Source organism: uncultured Thermomonas sp. (assembly GCF_937872235.1).
GTDB classification, from domain to species: Bacteria; Pseudomonadota; Gammaproteobacteria; order Xanthomonadales; family Xanthomonadaceae; genus Thermomonas; species Thermomonas beijingensis.
Genome location: NZ_CALMPC010000081.1, coordinates 1 through 15469 on the forward strand (window position 1 = coordinate 1; position 15469 = coordinate 15469).

16 protein-coding genes are annotated in these 15469 nt (G+C 61.0%); 8 read left to right on the forward strand and 8 right to left on the reverse strand.

Going from position 1 to position 15469, the window contains the following annotated elements:
* The first annotated feature begins 70 nt into the window (after positions 1-70).
* Positions 71-667 (forward strand): GNAT family protein, encoded by a 597-nt coding sequence (locus QWB57_RS07215; protein WP_288968960.1) that lies wholly within the window; start codon positions 71-73, stop codon positions 665-667.
* On the opposite strand, the gene QWB57_RS07220 is transcribed toward QWB57_RS07215, so the two are convergent.
* On the reverse strand, positions 668-2050 hold the full coding sequence (locus tag QWB57_RS07220; protein ID WP_288968961.1) for an FAD-binding oxidoreductase: 1383 nt from the start codon (positions 2048-2050) through the stop codon (positions 668-670).
* 169 nt (positions 2051-2219) lie between these two features.
* On the opposite strand from QWB57_RS07220, the gene serA reads away from it, so the two are divergent.
* The gene (serA, locus tag QWB57_RS07225; protein ID WP_223629326.1) at positions 2220-3461 is read left to right on the forward strand and encodes a phosphoglycerate dehydrogenase; all 1242 of its coding nucleotides are present in this window, start codon (positions 2220-2222) and stop codon (positions 3459-3461) included.
* Between the two features lie 3 nt (positions 3462-3464).
* Here serA and QWB57_RS07230 read toward each other — a convergent pair whose 3' ends face one another.
* Positions 3465-4013, reverse strand: a complete 549-nt coding sequence (locus tag QWB57_RS07230) for an NUDIX hydrolase (RefSeq protein ID WP_288968963.1) — start codon at positions 4011-4013, stop codon at positions 3465-3467.
* 149 nt (positions 4014-4162) lie between these two features.
* Here QWB57_RS07230 and QWB57_RS07235 point away from each other — a divergent pair, with 149 nt between their 5' ends.
* From QWB57_RS07235 to mtnC, 5 genes are all read left to right on the forward strand, one after another.
* Positions 4163-5695, forward strand: coding sequence for an amino acid permease (locus tag QWB57_RS07235; RefSeq protein WP_223629324.1), 1533 nt, complete (start codon positions 4163-4165; stop codon positions 5693-5695).
* A 74-nt stretch (positions 5696-5769) separates the two neighbouring features.
* The gene (locus tag QWB57_RS07240) at positions 5770-6447 is read left to right on the forward strand and encodes a class II aldolase/adducin family protein (RefSeq protein WP_223629323.1); all 678 of its coding nucleotides are present in this window, start codon (positions 5770-5772) and stop codon (positions 6445-6447) included.
* Between the two features lie 62 nt (positions 6448-6509).
* Entirely contained in the window at positions 6510-7148 is a 639-nt protein-coding gene (locus QWB57_RS07245) for a methylthioribulose 1-phosphate dehydratase (RefSeq protein ID WP_223629322.1), read from the forward strand.
* A 10-nt stretch (positions 7149-7158) separates the two neighbouring features.
* A complete protein-coding gene (locus QWB57_RS07250; protein ID WP_223629321.1) occupies positions 7159-7701 on the forward strand; it encodes an acireductone dioxygenase in 543 nt (180 codons plus the stop codon).
* Positions 7702-7714: 13 nt separating this feature from the next.
* Positions 7715-8410, forward strand: a complete 696-nt coding sequence (gene mtnC / locus QWB57_RS07255) for an acireductone synthase (RefSeq protein ID WP_288968965.1) — start codon at positions 7715-7717, stop codon at positions 8408-8410.
* 29 nt (positions 8411-8439) lie between these two features.
* Here the strand turns inward: mtnC and QWB57_RS07260 are convergent, their stop codons facing one another.
* Positions 8440-9792, reverse strand: a complete 1353-nt coding sequence (locus tag QWB57_RS07260) for a calcineurin-like phosphoesterase C-terminal domain-containing protein (RefSeq protein WP_288968966.1) — start codon at positions 9790-9792, stop codon at positions 8440-8442.
* A gap of 147 nt (positions 9793-9939) precedes the next feature.
* On the opposite strand from QWB57_RS07260, the gene QWB57_RS07265 reads away from it, so the two are divergent.
* Positions 9940-11700 carry a diguanylate cyclase gene (locus QWB57_RS07265; RefSeq protein WP_223629318.1) on the forward strand — a complete coding sequence of 587 codons (1761 nt, stop codon included), beginning with the start codon at positions 9940-9942 and terminating at the stop codon, positions 11698-11700.
* A 2-nt stretch (positions 11701-11702) separates the two neighbouring features.
* Here the strand turns inward: QWB57_RS07265 and hisIE are convergent, their stop codons facing one another.
* Genes hisIE through hisB form a run of 5 tightly spaced genes read right to left on the reverse strand, consistent with a single transcriptional unit; the run spans position 11703 to position 15469 of the window.
* Positions 11703-12308, reverse strand: a complete 606-nt coding sequence (gene hisIE / locus QWB57_RS07270; RefSeq protein ID WP_288968967.1) for a bifunctional phosphoribosyl-AMP cyclohydrolase/phosphoribosyl-ATP diphosphatase HisIE — start codon at positions 12306-12308, stop codon at positions 11703-11705.
* A complete protein-coding gene (hisF, locus tag QWB57_RS07275; protein WP_223629316.1) occupies positions 12305-13075 on the reverse strand; it encodes an imidazole glycerol phosphate synthase subunit HisF in 771 nt (256 codons plus the stop codon). The genes hisIE and hisF overlap by 4 nt, the downstream gene beginning before the upstream one ends.
* Complete coding sequence (gene hisA / locus QWB57_RS07280; protein ID WP_288968968.1) at positions 13069-13803, reverse strand: 1-(5-phosphoribosyl)-5-[(5-phosphoribosylamino)methylideneamino]imidazole-4-carboxamide isomerase; 735 nt, start codon at positions 13801-13803, stop codon at positions 13069-13071. The genes hisF and hisA overlap by 7 nt, the downstream gene beginning before the upstream one ends.
* A complete protein-coding gene (gene hisH, locus QWB57_RS07285; RefSeq protein ID WP_288968969.1) occupies positions 13800-14399 on the reverse strand; it encodes an imidazole glycerol phosphate synthase subunit HisH in 600 nt (199 codons plus the stop codon). Before hisH ends, hisA begins: the two co-directional genes overlap by 4 nt.
* On the reverse strand, positions 14396-15469 hold the full coding sequence (gene hisB, locus QWB57_RS07290; protein ID WP_223629347.1) for a bifunctional histidinol-phosphatase/imidazoleglycerol-phosphate dehydratase HisB: 1074 nt from the start codon (positions 15467-15469) through the stop codon (positions 14396-14398). The genes hisH and hisB overlap by 4 nt, the downstream gene beginning before the upstream one ends.

The following is a 15469-nucleotide window of genomic DNA, read 5'->3' on the forward strand; positions in this document are numbered from 1 at the left end:
AAAAGTGTGGGTCAACACCACCACCGGTGAATTTGGCGGGCGCGCCGACTGATCCCGACACCTTCCGCACATGCACGCAGTCCTCACCCCCATCGTCCTCAAAGCCCACGGAGTCCGGCTTGAACCGCTGGCGCTGGCGCATGTCGATGGCCTGATCGACGCCAGCTGCGATGGCGCACTGGCCACCCTGAATTTCACCAGCGTGCCCGCAGCCAATCCTGCCGACGTCCGTGCCTATATCGAAGCAGCACTGGCCGGGCAGCACGCCGGCACGATGCTGCCATTTGCAGTGCTGGACGCCGCTGGCCAGGTGCTGGGCAGTACCCGCTATTACGACATCGACAGCAGCGTGCCCACGCTGGCGATTGGCTACACCTGGTACCGCGCCAGCGTGCAGCGCAGCCACGTCAACACCACCTGCAAGCGCCTGTTGCTGGGCCACGCCTTCGAAGCCTTGGGCATGCGCACGGTGTACCTGCATACCAGCCACGCCAACCTGCGCTCGCAGGCCGCCATCGAGCGTTTGGGCGCGCACCAGGATGGCGTGCTGCGCCAACACAAACGCCACAAGGACGGCAGCCTGCGCGATACCGTCTGCTATTCCATCATCGATACAGAATGGCCTGAACTGCGCAAACGACTGGATGCGCGACTAGTCGCCGGTTGATCAATCGAACACTTTGCCCGGATTCAGGATGCCATTGGGATCCAGCACCGCCTTGATCCCGCGCATCAGCGCGATTTCAGTGGCGCTGCGGGTGCAGCCCAAGTAAGGCTTCTTCACCAGGCCAATACCGTGTTCGGCGGAGATGCTGCCGCCGTGTGCTTCCAGGACTTGCGCCAGCAGTTTGGTCACCCGTTCGCAATCGGCCACGAAGTCGGCCTGCGACATGGCGTCGGGCTTCAGGATGTTGATGTGCAAGTTGCCATCGCCGATATGGCCAAACCACACCACCTCGAACTGCGGGTATTCCTTGCCAAGCAAGGCTTGCGTGGCCAGCAAAAACGCCGGCATCGCGGAAATGCGCACCGACACATCATTTTTGTACGGTACATACTTGGCCAGACTTTCGGTGATGCCCTCACGCAAACGCCAGAGCTGCGCGGCTTGTGTGTCGCTGGCGCTGATCACGCCATCACTGACGAGCCCCTGTTCCATGCACTGCTCGAACGCAGCCAGCGCCTCGCTTTCATTCGCTGCATCGCTGGCAAACTCCGTCACAACGTAATACGGATGCGTTTCCGCGAAGGGCGGCTGCGCGCCATGTGCAAGGACGTGTTTGAGCGCCACATCGGTCAGAAATTCGAAGGCCTGCAATTGCAAGCGCGCACGGAATGCGGCAAACACCTGCATCAGTGCATCGAACGAGGGCAGCGCCAGCAACATGACATTGCTGGGCGGCGGTGGGTCGGTGAGCTTGAGCGTGGCCTCGACGATCAGGCCCAGGGTGCCTTCCGAGGCAATCATCAGATGCCGCAAGTCGTAACCACTGGAATTTTTCACCAGCGCACGCCCAAGCTCGACCAGCTCGCCGCTGCCGGTGACCACTTTCAACCCAGCCACCCACTCGCGCGTGTTGCCATAACGCACCACACGAATACCGCCGGCATTGGTAGCGATCGTGCCACCGATGCTGCACGAGCCGCGTGACGCAAAATCCACCGGGTACTGCAAGCCGTGGTCGCGGGCGGCGTCTTGTGCAGTTTGCAAGGCAATCCCGGCCTGCACCGTGAGCGTGCGATCCACCGCATCGAAGGCCAGCACCTTATGCATGCGCTCCAGGCTGATGACCAACTCCCCTTTGGCCGCCACCGCCCCCCCCGACAGACCGGTGCGGCCGCCCGAAGGCACGATGGCCACGCCCTGCGCATTGGCCCAGCGCACCACCGCCTGCACCTCATCCACACTGCTTGGCAGGGCAATGGCCAAGGGCGCGGGCGCCCAGCGCCGGGTCCAGTCGCGGCCGTAGTGCTGCAGATCGGCCGGATCAGTCAGCAGGCGCAGTGCAGGCAGCGCAGCGTTCAGTGAAGCAAGGCGGGGATCGGTCATGGGCGGTATTCCTGACGTGCGAAGACAGTGACCAGCATCGCTGGCACATCCGCCGCACTGGACAATCATTTGGCATGGGTTGCTCGAAAAATAGCATGTCGCAGTGCAACAATTGCGATTGATTTGTGGCTATAGTCGGGCTTCACTCCCCGCCCGGAACCCTGCACGCATGGCCAGCAAGAAGACCTCCTTCCCGAAACAGGACATCCGGGTGCTGCTGCTGGAAGGCGTCAGTCAGACCGCGGTGGAGATCTTCCAGGCCGCCGGCTACAGCCAGATCGAATACCACAGCAAGGCACTGCCGGAAGACGAGCTGAAGGCGCGCATCAGTGAGGCGCATATCGTCGGCCTGCGTTCGCGCACCCAGCTCAGCGCCGAGGTCTTGACCGATGCCAAGCGCTTGCTGGCGATTGGCTGCTTCTGCATCGGCACCAATCAAGTGGATTTGGAGGCTGCCGAACAGGCCGGCATTCCGGTCTTCAATGCGCCCTACTCCAATACCCGCAGCGTGGCCGAGTTGGTGGTGGCGCAAGCCGTGCTGCTGGCACGCGGGATCCCGCAAAAAAATGCCGAATGCCATCGCGGCGGGTGGTCGAAAGCCGCCACCGGCAGCCACGAGGTGCGCGGCAAGACCCTTGGTATCGTGGGCTACGGCCATATCGGCACCCAGGTGGGCGTGCTGGCCGAAGCACTGGGCATGCGGGTGATTTTCCACGATATCGACACCAAGCTGGCGCTGGGTAATGCGCAGCCGGCAGCCGGGCTGGAGGATCTGCTGGCACGCGCCGATATTGTGACGCTGCATGTGCCGGAAACGCCGTCCACGCAATGGATGATCGGTGCCGAACAGATTGCGAAAATGAAGCGCGGCGCGCATCTGATCAATGCCGCGCGCGGCACCGTGGTGGTGATCGAGGCCTTGGCTGCGGCACTGCAATCAGGCCAGCTGGGCGGTGCGGCGGTGGATGTATTCCCGGTCGAGCCCAAGGCCAATGGTGATGAATTCCAGTCGCCATTGCGCGGTCTGGACAACGTGATTTTGACCCCGCATATCGGCGGCAGCACACTGGAAGCGCAGGACAATATCGGCGTGGAAGTGGCGGCCAAACTGGTGCGCTACAGCGATAACGGCAGCACGCTGTCGTCGGTCAATTTCCCCGAAGTGACCCTGCCCGAACACGCCGGCAGCCTGCGCCTGCTGCATATCCATCGCAACGTGCCGGGTGTGTTGTCGAAGATCAACGACATCTTCAGCCGCCACGCCGTCAATATCGACGGCCAGTTCCTGCGCACCGACCCGAAACTGGGCTATGTGGTGATCGACATCACCGCCGACGAGGCGAAGGCCGGCGCAATCAAGGACGAGCTGGCAGCGATCCCGGGCACGTTGCGGACGCGCGTGCTGTATTGATGTTCAGGCCTCGGCTTGACGGGCTAACCACTTGCCCGCCATGCGCCGCACCGACGGGTCGGCATCGGCATCCACGGCCAGCTCGGCAATGTCGCGCCATGCCAAATCCAGTGATTCCTCACTGATGGTGTACGCCTCATCCGTGCCTGCGCGCACGATAAACCGTACATCGTAATGCCAGTGCTCTGGCACCGTTTTGTGGATCGGGATGCGGTGGCGGTCCAGATCAAAAATGGCCGGCTCGACACGCAGCCCGGTCAGTCCGGATTCTTCTTCGGCTTCACGCAATGCCGCCGCGCTCAAATCACGCTGGCCATCAGCATGCCCACCCAGTTGCAGCCACAGCCCCAGCTTGCGATGGTGGGTCAACAGCACGCGTGCGCCGTCTGCGCTGACCAGCCAGCACGATGCGGTGAAATGCCCCGCCAGACGTTCGCGCAGGAACGGGTTCTCGGCATCCCCCAGCAGCGTGTGGAACAGCGCCACGGTGGCGGCTTCCTGCGGCCAGCGTGCGGCATAGGTGGTCAAGGCGCTGGCAAGTTCGGCGTCCATGCAACACAGGTTCCCGATGACTGAATACGTCCATTATCGCCTGCCATGACCACTAGCGCTTGTGCTGAATGGCCATGACCGTATAAGGTCGGCGGCTTGCGGCGAGCTGGGGCTTGCTGCCCATTCACCATCCACCGGGGAGTCACCTGATGCTGTTCCAGCGCGTCAAGCCGCTTGACAAGATTCTTGAAACTGCCGAGAAAAAGGCACTCACACGCCAACTCGGTGCCTTCCAACTCACCATGCTGGGTATCGGCGCGATTATTGGCACCGGCATCTTCGTGCTGACCGCCGAAGCTGGCCAGAAAGCCGGCCCAGCCATGATGGTGGCGTTCGTGATTGCCGCCGTGGTGTGCGCACTTGCCGCACTGGCGTATTCCGAATTGGCCTCGATGGTGCCGGTGGCCGGCTCTGCCTATACCTACACCTATGCCGTGATGGGTGAAGCCATCGCTTGGACAGTGGGTTGGGCACTGGTGCTGGAATATGCGGTGGCGGCCGGCGCGGTGGCGGTGGGCTGGTCCGGCTATATGAACGGTTTATTGGCCAGTGCTGGCATTGAATTACCCACCGCACTCAAAACCGGGCCGATGGATGGCGGTGCTTTCAACGTGTTGGCATTCACCATCTCACTGGTGATTACCGGCCTGCTGGTGCTGGGCACCTCCAAATCTGCCAAGGTCAATGCGTTCCTGGTGTTGATCAAGGTCATCGCACTGACTGCCTTCATCTTCATCGCAGTCCCGACGGCCAAGGACGTGAACTTCCAACCGTTCTTCCCCACTGGCTGGGGCAGCCCGCTGGGTGGCGTCGGCGTGCTGGGGGCGGCAGCGTCAATTTTCTTCGCCTATGTCGGCTTCGATGCGGTGTCCACCGCTGCGGAAGAAACCAAGAACCCCAACCGCAACATTCCGATCGGCCTGATCGGCTCGCTGCTGGTGTGCACCGTGTTCTACATGCTGGTGGGCTACGGCGCGGTGGGTTCCATTGGCTCGCAACCGATGATCGTCAACGGCATCGCCTTGCACCCGGGCACCCCGGAAATGGCCGCCGCTTGCGCCGGCTCGGACGCGCTGGTGTGCAGCAAGGAGCCGTTGGCGCATGTGTTGAAGATGATCGGCTTTGCCAAAGTCGGCAACCTGATTGGCCTTGCCGCAGCCATCGCACTGCCATCGGTGGTGCTGATGATGATCTACGGCCAGACCCGCATCTTCTTCACCATGTCGCGCGACGGCCTGCTGCCGGAAGCGCTGTCGAAGGTGCACCCGAAGTTCAAGACTCCGCACGTGGTCACCATGATCACCGGCGTGTTCGTGGCGCTGTTCGCCGCGATGTTCCCGGTGGGCATCCTGGCCGACATCTCCAACTCCGGCACCTTGTTTGCGTTCATGGCGGTGGCTGCGGGTGTGTTGATCTTGCGCAAGCGCGAGCCCAACCGCCATCGCCCGTTCCGCACACCGATGGCGTGGGTGGTGTGCCCGCTGGCAATTGCCGGCTGCTTGCTGCTGTTCTTGAACCTGTCGATGTATACCATCGGTATGTTCTTCGGCTGGGCCATCATCGGCTTGATCGTGTACGCGCTGTATGGCTATCGCAAGAGTGAATTGGCACGCGGCGTGGATCACCCGAACGCGCCGAAGATGGATGCAGAACCGCCGTTCCACGAAGGCCCGCAGGCATGATTGCGTAGGCTAGCGTCACCAAAAACCCGGCTTCGGCCGGGTTTTTGGTGATGGCCTTCCGTTATGCTTTGCGCATGCCCAATACGCATCATTTGCACGACCACGAACGCGCCGCCCGCCAGTCGCTGATTGACCACTGCCGGGCGATGAATGCCAGCGGGTTGTCGCTGAACAAATCCGGCAATGCCAGCATCCGCTGGCGCGATGGCTTACTCATTACCCCCACCGGGCGCAGCTACGACCGTTTGCTTCCCGAGGACATCGTGTTTCTGCACGCCGATGGCCAGTGCCCACCGGGGCAGTTGTTGCCTTCCAGCGAATGGCGCTTCCACTGCGACATCCTGCAAGCCTTTCCCGACATGAACGCGGTGGTGCACGTGCATTCCACCCACGCCACCGCACTGGCCTGTTTGGGCGAAGAAATCCCGGCCTTCCATTACATGGTGGCGGTGGCCGGTGGTGACCGTATTCCCTGCACCGACTACGCCACCTTCGGCACGCCAGAGTTGTCGGCCAGCATCATGCAGGCACTGCAGGGCGGCCTGCGTGCATGCTTGATGGGCAACCACGGTCAGGTCAGCACCGGCATCAGCCTGTCAGCCGCCTATGCACTGGCCGAGGAAGTGGAGAATCTGGCACGCCAATATCTGCTGGCGCGCTCGCTGGGCCACACCCGCAATCTATCTGCCGAAGAAATGGCGGTGGTGGTGGAAAAGTTCAAGACCTACGGGCAACAAGCGCGGCCTGAATAATCGGCATGCCCGCCAAGCCGATGGGCATTCGGGATCGGGCCGGCACCGGCTAAACTGAGCACATGAACACACCTGCCTTCGACCACAATCTGTACGCCGGCTGTGCCGCGCAGATCATCACCCATACCCGCGAATTGGCTGCCAAGGGCTTTACCCCGGCCACTGCCGGCAATTTCTCCATCCGCATGGGGCCCGATCATGCCGCCATCACCATTTCCGGCAAGGACAAAGGCCGCCTGACCGAAGCCGACATCATGGTGGTCAACATGGGCAATGAGCCGGTGGCCACCCACCACCGGCCATCGGCGGAAGCCGCACTGCACACCCATTTGTATCGCAAGTTCCCGGATGTGGGCGCGGTACTGCACACCCACTCGCCCACGCAAACGATTGCCGGCTTGCTGTATGCCGAAACGGGCCATGTACCGCTGCGTGGCTACGAACTGTTCAAAGCCCTGCGCGGCCACGCCACCCACGAAACCAAAGTGGATTTGCCGGTAGTGCCCAATTCGCAGGATATGGACACGCTGACTGCCAGCGTGGATGCCGTGCTCACCCAACCCAACCAATGGGGGTATCTGATCGCCGGGCACGGGCTGTACGCCTGGGGTCGCGACATCAGCGAAGCGCGCCGGCATCTGGATGCGTTTGAATTCATGCTCGGTTGCGAGCTGGAAATGCGCCGGCTGGGCGCGCGCTAAAGGAATCCTGATGAGCCGTCTTCGCATCTTTCACGACAACGACCCGCACGCCCCAACGCACACTCTGCATGCACACGCCGACATCGCCGATGCCCTGAAGCATATCGGGGTGGCGTTCGAGCAATGGCAACCCGCGCATCCGGTGACTCCCGGTGATCCTGCCGAGGCCATCATGGCCGCCTACCAGTCCGATATCGACCGACTGGTAGCCGCACGCGGCTTCAAAAGTGTGGATGTGGTCAGCATCGCACCCGACAACCCCAACCGCGAAGCGATGCGCGCCAAGTTCCTGGACGAACATGCGCACAAGGAAGACGAAGTGCGCTTCTTCGTGGCCGGCAGCGGCCAGTTCAATTTGCACGTGGGCGGCAAGGTCTATGAAGTGCTGTGCGAAGCCGGTGATCTGATTTCCGTTCCCGATGGCGCAACGCATTGGTTTGATATGGGCCCGCAGCCCAGTTTCGTGGCGATTCGTTTTTTCACCGAACCGGATGGCTGGGTGGGGTATTTCACCGGCAGCGATATCGCGTTGCGGTTTCCACGGTATGCGTAATCCTGCGTCTGCCATGACCACCATCCTTACCGATATCGAAGGCACCACCTCCAGTATTTCCTTTGTCAAGGACGTGCTGTTTCCGTATGCGCGCGCGGCCCTGCCCGGCTTTGTGCGCGAACATGGGCATGCGGCCGAGGTGCGCCGCTGGCTGGATCAAGTGGCCATCGAAATCTCGGCCAGCGCCTGCCAGGACGCGGTGATCGTGGAAACCCTGCAAGGCTGGATTGATACCGATCGCAAACACACTGCGCTGAAAGCGCTGCAAGGCATGGTCTGGGCGGCTGGCTATCAGGACGGTGATTTCACCGCGCCGCTGTACCCGGATGTTGCCCCGGCACTACGCCAGTGGCATGCAGCGGGGCATCGGCTGGCGGTGTATTCCTCGGGCTCGGTGCCGGCGCAAAAATTATTGTTTGCGCATACCGATGCGGGGGATTTGACGCCGCTGTTTTCCGGCTTCTTCGATACCGAAGTGGGTGGCAAACGTGAGGCCGAAAGTTATCGCGTGATTGCCCGACAATTGGGGCAAGCCGCACGCGACATTGTATTTTTGTCGGATGTGGTGGCCGAACTCGACGCCGCCCGCGACGCCGGCCTGCGCACGGTATTGCTGGACCGCCGCAACGACTACCCGCAACCGCGTTCGGGGGATGCCGCCAACGGGCATTTGCGGGTCGAATCGTTTGCGCAGATAACCCCCCTGTAGGAGCGCATCACAGGGGCGCGCCCGATCACTCAGGGTGAGTCCAGCAGCGTATAACGCGTGACTGCCGTCACCTCACCACGCCAACGGTCGAAGGCGCGCACTTCCACTTGATGCACGCCCGCAGCGAGTTTGGTGGGCAATGCGCCACGCCATAAATGCGGAGACACCGCCGCTTCCGGCGAACGATCAAAGCCACGCAACACCGTGGTTTGATCGTCGCGCATGTTTTCCTCGGTCAATGCCGGATCCGGCAGCAGCACTTTTTTCATCGGCATCCACGCGCCGTCATCCACACGGAACTCCAGCCTGGAGTCGTTATCACCCATGTAGAAATTGGCAAATACGCCCCATGCCGGATACGCGCCGCGACGCAGCACTTTGGGTGCATGCAGGCCGATTTGCGTATTTGGCGCGTGATGTGCCGGTTGCCATGCCAATGCGTATTCGCCCGCAGGTTTCACCGTGAGTACGGCGTAGCCATTGGGCGTGCCATCGTCCATGCGCGCATCGGGCAAGCCTTCGGCATCTTTGGCCCCCGACCAGTACGAGCCACAGGCCGCACCCAAGTTGAATTCATGCAGCGGGCTTGCACCCAACCAACCATCCGCCGCCGTGTGAAAGACGTGGCGCTGATTATGGCTGTGCGCACTCAACACCAACACGTGCGGGAAGGGGGCCAGCAAGGCAAACAAGCGCGCACGATCAGTCGCGCGAAAGTTCTTCTTGTCCACCTCATCAAACAGCGGGATGTGCATGGCCAAGACCAGCAGCTTGTCTTTGTCCAAAGTGGGCAAATAGCGCTGCAGAAATGCGTACTGATCTTCGCGGAAGCCGCCGATATACGCAGGCTTCTGCCCGGGCAGGGTGATGACATCATCCAGCACCACAAAATTGGCCAGCGGCGTTTGCCGGGCGCGGGTATCGGCACCGTACACACGATGGAACGCGGCAAGCGCTGTCGCATCGCTGGTCGCGCCGGGGTCAATGTCATGGTTCCCGGGCGCATATAGCCACGGCACGCCCAAGGTTTCCGTCACCTGCTTGACGGTGGGCAACAACGCCGGCACATCGTCCACCAGATCGCCCAAGGTGAGCCCCAGCGTGGCCGGGATGCGCCCGTGGATGGGCTGCACGATGTCGCGGCGGAAATAATCCACGTCCGACTCCGACTTGACCTGCGGGTCACCAAACACCAACACCTGCGCGGTGGGCCCGGCCGCGCCGGCGGGCACGCGGCGATAGTCGAGACAGCCCGCGCCGCGCCAGCCATCGGCATGCGGCAGCGCCTGTGGGGCTTCCACATCAACCGGAACACAGGACACCGTTTCCGCCTGTGCGACCGGCGCCAGCAACAGGAATCCCGCCAAGAATAGTTTATGCATTGCCTATTATGCGCAATCCGAATAGCCCTGCACTAGAATGCCGCCATGGGGATGGGTTATTCAACAATCGGGCGATACGCACGCTGGCGTGCTTGGGCAGTCCTGCTGCTGGCGCTGGCTGCATGTTTGTGTGCAACGCTTCCTGCAATGGCATCCGCCCCCCCAGCATTGCGCTTGGATGCTGGCGATAACAGTTTTCAATTGTCACCGGGTTTGCGCTACTGGCACGACCAGCATGCCAACGCCAGTCCTGAGCAAGCCTTTTCACAAGCGCAAACCGACGTATTTGCACCGTTGCCGGGAGGCAACCCCGCGTTCGGTTTTCAAACCGGTGCATACTGGTTTTACCTGCCAATCGAGAACATGCAGCGGGACGAACCGCGCTGGTTGCTGGTGCAGGAATACGCGCTGAGCGACCACTTGGACTTATACCTGCGCTACCCCGATGGGCATGTGGAGCATCAACAGGGCGGTGACCATGTGCCCTTCTACAACCGCTTCGTGCGTTTCCGGCATCCCAATTTCAGGATCGATTTGCCTGCCGGCACGCGGGTGGAATTGTTGCTGCGGGTGCAGAGCGAAAGCTCGATGCAGGTGCCATTGGTGTTATTCACGCCACAGGCCTTTGCCGAATTGATGCGCGATACCCAATTTGCCAATGGCCTGTATTACGGCATCGTGCTGGCATTGCTGTGCTACAACTTGGTGTTGTGGTTAATGCTGCGGGATAGCAGCTACTTCTGGTATTTGCTGCACACACTGGCGTTCGGGCTGGTGTTGTTCACTTTGAACGGCTACGGGTTTGAGTACCTTTGGCCCACCTCGGCGTGGTTGGCCGATGCCGCGGTCCCCATCTCCATCTGCCTGGCCTTGATGGGCATGCAGATGTTCTCGCGCAGCTTTTTGGATCTGCAAGCACGCTGGCCCGCCGGCAACATCGCGTGTTTGGTAATGGTGGGGGTGTTCGGTGCGATGGGTGTGGCATCGATTTGGCTGCCGTACAGTACCGCGACGCCGATAGTCTCGCGTGCAGTGTTGCTGGGGATCGCGTGGATCATCACTGCTTCAGTGGTGATGTTGTTGCGCGGCTACAAGCCCGCCCGCCTGTTCTTGCTGGCATGGTCGATGTTCCTGATCGGCACCACCGCGTTCACCCTGCTCGCCTTCGCCATCTTGCCGCAAAGTTTCTGGACCCAGTACGGCGTGCAGATTGGTTCGGCATTGGAATTGTTGCTGCTGTCACTGGCACTGGGGCACCGTTACGCCGGGCTGCGTAACGCCAATATCCGACTGGTGCAAGATGCCAACGAACGACTGGAGCGCGGGCTGATCGATCGCACCCGTGAATTGCGCACAACCTTGGCACAATTGGGTGAGGCCAACGTCAAGTTGCAAGAGTTCAGCCGACGTGACCCGCTGACAGGGGCATACAACCGTCGCCACTTCCATGAAGCACTGACCAAAGCCCTGGACACCAGCGGCAACAAACATAAATCACAAGCCCTGCTGTTGCTGGATATCGACCACTTCAAGCGCATCAATGACCAATACGGCCATTTGGTCGGCGATGATTGCTTGAAATCGATTTCACGCAGTATCAATGAAATCGCGCAAACCTTGAACGGTTTGGCGGCGCGCTACGGTGGCGAGGAGTTTGTGTTGCTACTGCCAGGCACGGATGCCCGCATGGCGCTGCAAACTGCCGAAACCGTGCGCTTGCGCATCCAGCAAACCATCATCCACAGTCACGGCCACGTGATTCAACTCAGTGCCAGTATTGGTGTGCACACGATTGGCGTGCAGCAAGACATCCTGCCAGACGAGGCGATCCGCTTGGCCGATGAAGCCCTGTATCGGGCCAAACATGATGGCCGCAACTGTGTGCGGCATTCGATCAGCGTGGCTTGAACTCAACCACGCCTTGTTGCGAGTATCTGTTTGGCATCTTGTAGCGACAAGCCACGTGCGCGCAGCAAAACGGTCAGGTGATACAGCAAATCCGCCGCCTCACCCAGCAAGGCCACGTCGTCTTGCGCTACCGCAGCCAACGCGGTTTCCACGCCTTCTTCGCCGACCTTCTGCGCGATACGGCGAATGCCAGACTCAAGCAATTTGGTGGTATAGCTGCCAGCGGGCCGCTCACGTTCGCGCTGAGCGATCAGCGCATCCAGCGCCATCAAGTCATCAGCGGGGGCATCGGCAAAACAACTGGCGCGCTCAAGGTGACAGGTGGCACCGTGCGGATGCGCTTGCACCAGCAGGGTATCGGCATCGCAATCAGCCGCAATCGACACCACGTCCAATACATGGCCGGAGGTCTCTCCCTTCATCCACAAGCGTTGTTTGCTGCGGCTGAAAAATGTCACCCGCCCACTGGCCAGGGTGGCGGCCAGCGCATCCTTGTTCATATAGCCCAGCATCAATACGCGCAGGGTGGTGGCGTCTTGCACGATGATGGGCAACAGGCCGTTTTGTTTGTCCCAGGCCAAGGTTTCGATGTCGATCAACGTACTCACAAACGCACCTCGACGCCCTGCCCGCGCAGGCATTGTTTGAGTTCTGGAATAGCAATTGCGCCGGAGTGAAACACGCTGGCGGCGAGTGCGCCATCCACATCCGCTTGCTGGAATACATCGGCAAAGTGCACAGCCGTGCCAGCACCACCCGAGGCCACCAATGGCACGCTGCACAGCTCACGCACAGCGCGCAGTTGTTCGATGTCATAGCCACTGCGCACGCCGTCGCTACCCATGCAATTGAGCACGATCTCACCGGCACCCAACTGCTGCGCCTGGTGCACCCAATCCAATGTGGTCTTGTCGGGCGCACGCATCGCCTGCGGGTTGCCGGTATGGCTGCGCACGCGCCATTGCCCATCGGCTTCGCGCACTGAATCAATGCCCACCACCACGCACTGCACACCAAAGGCATCGGCCAATTCCGCGATCAATTGCGGACGCTCCAACGCAGGGGTGTTGATCGACACTTTATCGGCCCCGGCAAACAGCACCGCACGCGCATCCCCGACACTGCGGATGCCACCGGCCACGCAAAACGGAATGTCGAGGATACGGGCGATGCGTTCCACCCAATCACGCGACACGCTGCGCCGTTCAGGGCTGGCTGCGATATCGTAGAACACCAACTCATCCGCACCGGCATCGCGGTAGCGCAGCGCCAATTCGACGATATCGCCCATATCCACATGGTCACGAAAGCGCACGCCCTTCACCACGCGGCCATCGCGCACATCCAGACATGGAATGATGCGGCGGCTCAACATGCCAGTGCTGCCGGAAGTTGCAGATTGCCATCCAGCAATGCCTTGCCCAACACGATGCCGGCGCAACCTGCGGCACGCGCCGCCATCACATCCTCCGCATTACGTGCGCCGCCACTGGCCTGGATGGCAAGCGTTGGATGTGCGACACGCAGACGTTGATACAGCGCGATATTCGGCCCCGACAACATGCCATCACGGGCGATGTCGGTACACAGCAAATGGCGCAAACCCGACTCGGCATAGCGCGCCGCCAACGTATCCAGCGTGTCGTTGGCTGTTTGTGTCCAGCCATGCACGGGCAAGCGCCATTCGCCGCTGTCGTCCTGCCGTGTATCCAGAGCAATGGTCAACGCATCGCCGCCAAACGCCGATAACCAATCCAGTACCAAGGCAGGCTCGCGTACCGCCAGCGAGCCCACCACCACGCGCTGTGCACCTGCACTCAGCAGTTGTTGCACATCTTCGCGACAGCGCACGCCGCCGCCGGTTTGCACCTGCAACCCCGTGATCTGACAGATCGATTGCAATAACGGCTGCAAGGTATAGCCGCCAGCTTTGGCAGCATCCAGATCCACCAGGTGCAGCCACCGCGCACCAGCATCCGCATAGCGCTGGGCCAGCGCAAGCGGATCATCGGCATAGCGCGTCTCCTCTGCATAATCGCCCTGCCGCAAGCGCACTACGCGCCCAGCGCGTACATCGATGGCGGGATACACGGTAAAGCTCATGCCCCACTCCATTGCAGGAAGTTCGACAACAAGCGCGCGCCCGCAACGCCGGAACGTTCGGGATGAAATTGCATGCCCGCCACCTTGCCACGCTGCACCACCGCCGCAAACGTGGCCCCATGCGTACAACTGGCGATGCAGGCATCGGTGACCGGCGCGGCATAGCCATGCACGAAGTACACACTCGCCTCACCCACACCCTCCAGCAGCGGCGAGGCGCGCAATGGCTGCAAAACATTCCACCCCATATGCGGCACCCGCAACCCCGCATCAGCTTGCAGTTTTCGCACCCGCCCCGGCAACACACCAAGGCAGTTCACGTCGCCTTCGTCGGAAGCCTCAAACAGCAATTGCATGCCCAAACAGATGCCGAGCAAAGGCACCGCAAGTGTGGGCAGGACATCGGCAAAGCCGCGTTCGCGCAACAGCCGCATCGCCGGCGCCGCCGCGCCCACACCGGGCAAGATCACCCGTGTTGCGGCGCGCAGGCCATCGGCATCGCGCACGATGCGCGGCTGCACGCCCAATCGCTCCAGCGCGTAGCAGACCGAGCCGAAATTGGCCCCGCCCGCATCAATGACAGCCACGGCAGTCACAGCACGCCCTTGGTCGAAGGCAGGTCTGCGCCTTCACGCCTGATCGCTTGCCGCAATGCACGTGCCAAGGCTTTGAAGCACGCCTCGATCTGGTGGTGATCGTTATCGCCGGTCACACTGAGGTTGAGGTTCAACCCTGCGGCATCACACAACGACCGGAAGAAATGCGGCACCAATTCGGTGGGCAGATCACCTACGCGCTCGCGCTTGAAGTGTGCAGTGAACACGCAATACGGGCGGCCGGAGAAATCCAGCGCGGCCTGCGCCAGACATTCGTCCATCGGCAATGTAAACCCATAACGCGTGATGCCGCGTTTATCGCCCAAAGCCTCACGCAGGGCCTGTCCCAGGGTCAGCGCCGTATCTTCCACCGTGTGGTGCTCGTCAATGTGCAAATCGCCATCACAGCGGATGGATAACGCAACGCCACCGTGCTTGCCGATCTGCTCCAGCATGTGGTCGAAGAACGCCAGCCCGGTGGCAATCTTCGGTTCGGCCACGCGATCCAGATCAATCTCGACCTGAACCCTGGTTTCCTTGGTATTGCGCACCACGCTGGCACGGCGCGGCGCATCGGCCAGTGCATGCGCAATTCCGGCCCAGTCCCATTGCCCGCCAAATTGCGCGGTCTTCAGCTGGAAGCCACGAATGTTCATGTTCTCGGCAAATTGGATATCGGTCATGCGGTCGCCTACCATCGCGCTGCGTGACCAATCAACCGTGCGGTCTTGCAGATAGCCCAACAGCATGCCGACACCGGGTTTACGGTTGGGAGTGTTGTCCTGCGGAAAACTGGTATCAATGAATTCATCACGAAACACGATGCCTTGGCTGGCAAAAATCTGCTTCATCAAGGCATGTGGGCCATCGAAATTTGCTTGCGGATAGGTGGCGCTACCCAACCCATCCTGGTTGCTGACAATGACAAACACATAGCCGGCATCGCGCAGTTTGAGCATGGCCGGAATCACGCCTTCCACGAAGCGCAATTTTTCATAGGCATCGATCTGGAAATCCTCTGGCTCCTCGATCAAGGTGCCATCGCGATCCACAAACAGGATTTTTTGCAG

What these genes read in the sequence shown, in the direction of transcription:
- QWB57_RS07215 (WP_288968960.1), top strand. Translation starts at nt 71, where the DNA reads ATGCACGCAGTCCTCACCCCCATCGTCCTCAAAGCCCACGGAGTCCGG.
- QWB57_RS07260 (WP_288968966.1), bottom strand. Translation starts at nt 9,792, where the DNA reads ATGCATAAACTATTCTTGGCGGGATTCCTGTTGCTGGCGCCGGTCGCA.
- hisA (WP_288968968.1), bottom strand. Translation starts at nt 13,803, where the DNA reads ATGAGCTTTACCGTGTATCCCGCCATCGATGTACGCGCTGGGCGCGTA.
- hisF (WP_223629316.1), bottom strand. Translation starts at nt 13,075, where the DNA reads ATGTTGAGCCGCCGCATCATTCCATGTCTGGATGTGCGCGATGGCCGC.
- QWB57_RS07220 (WP_288968961.1), bottom strand. Translation starts at nt 2,050, where the DNA reads ATGACCGATCCCCGCCTTGCTTCACTGAACGCTGCGCTGCCTGCACTG.
- QWB57_RS07265 (WP_223629318.1), top strand. Translation starts at nt 9,940, where the DNA reads ATGGCATCCGCCCCCCCAGCATTGCGCTTGGATGCTGGCGATAACAGT.
- QWB57_RS07250 (WP_223629321.1), top strand. Translation starts at nt 7,159, where the DNA reads ATGAGCCGTCTTCGCATCTTTCACGACAACGACCCGCACGCCCCAACG.
- QWB57_RS07230 (WP_288968963.1), bottom strand. Translation starts at nt 4,013, where the DNA reads ATGGACGCCGAACTTGCCAGCGCCTTGACCACCTATGCCGCACGCTGG.
- serA (WP_223629326.1), top strand. Translation starts at nt 2,220, where the DNA reads ATGGCCAGCAAGAAGACCTCCTTCCCGAAACAGGACATCCGGGTGCTG.
- QWB57_RS07240 (WP_223629323.1), top strand. Translation starts at nt 5,770, where the DNA reads ATGCCCAATACGCATCATTTGCACGACCACGAACGCGCCGCCCGCCAG.
- QWB57_RS07235 (WP_223629324.1), top strand. Translation starts at nt 4,163, where the DNA reads ATGCTGTTCCAGCGCGTCAAGCCGCTTGACAAGATTCTTGAAACTGCC.
- mtnC (WP_288968965.1), top strand. Translation starts at nt 7,715, where the DNA reads ATGACCACCATCCTTACCGATATCGAAGGCACCACCTCCAGTATTTCC.
- QWB57_RS07245 (WP_223629322.1), top strand. Translation starts at nt 6,510, where the DNA reads ATGAACACACCTGCCTTCGACCACAATCTGTACGCCGGCTGTGCCGCG.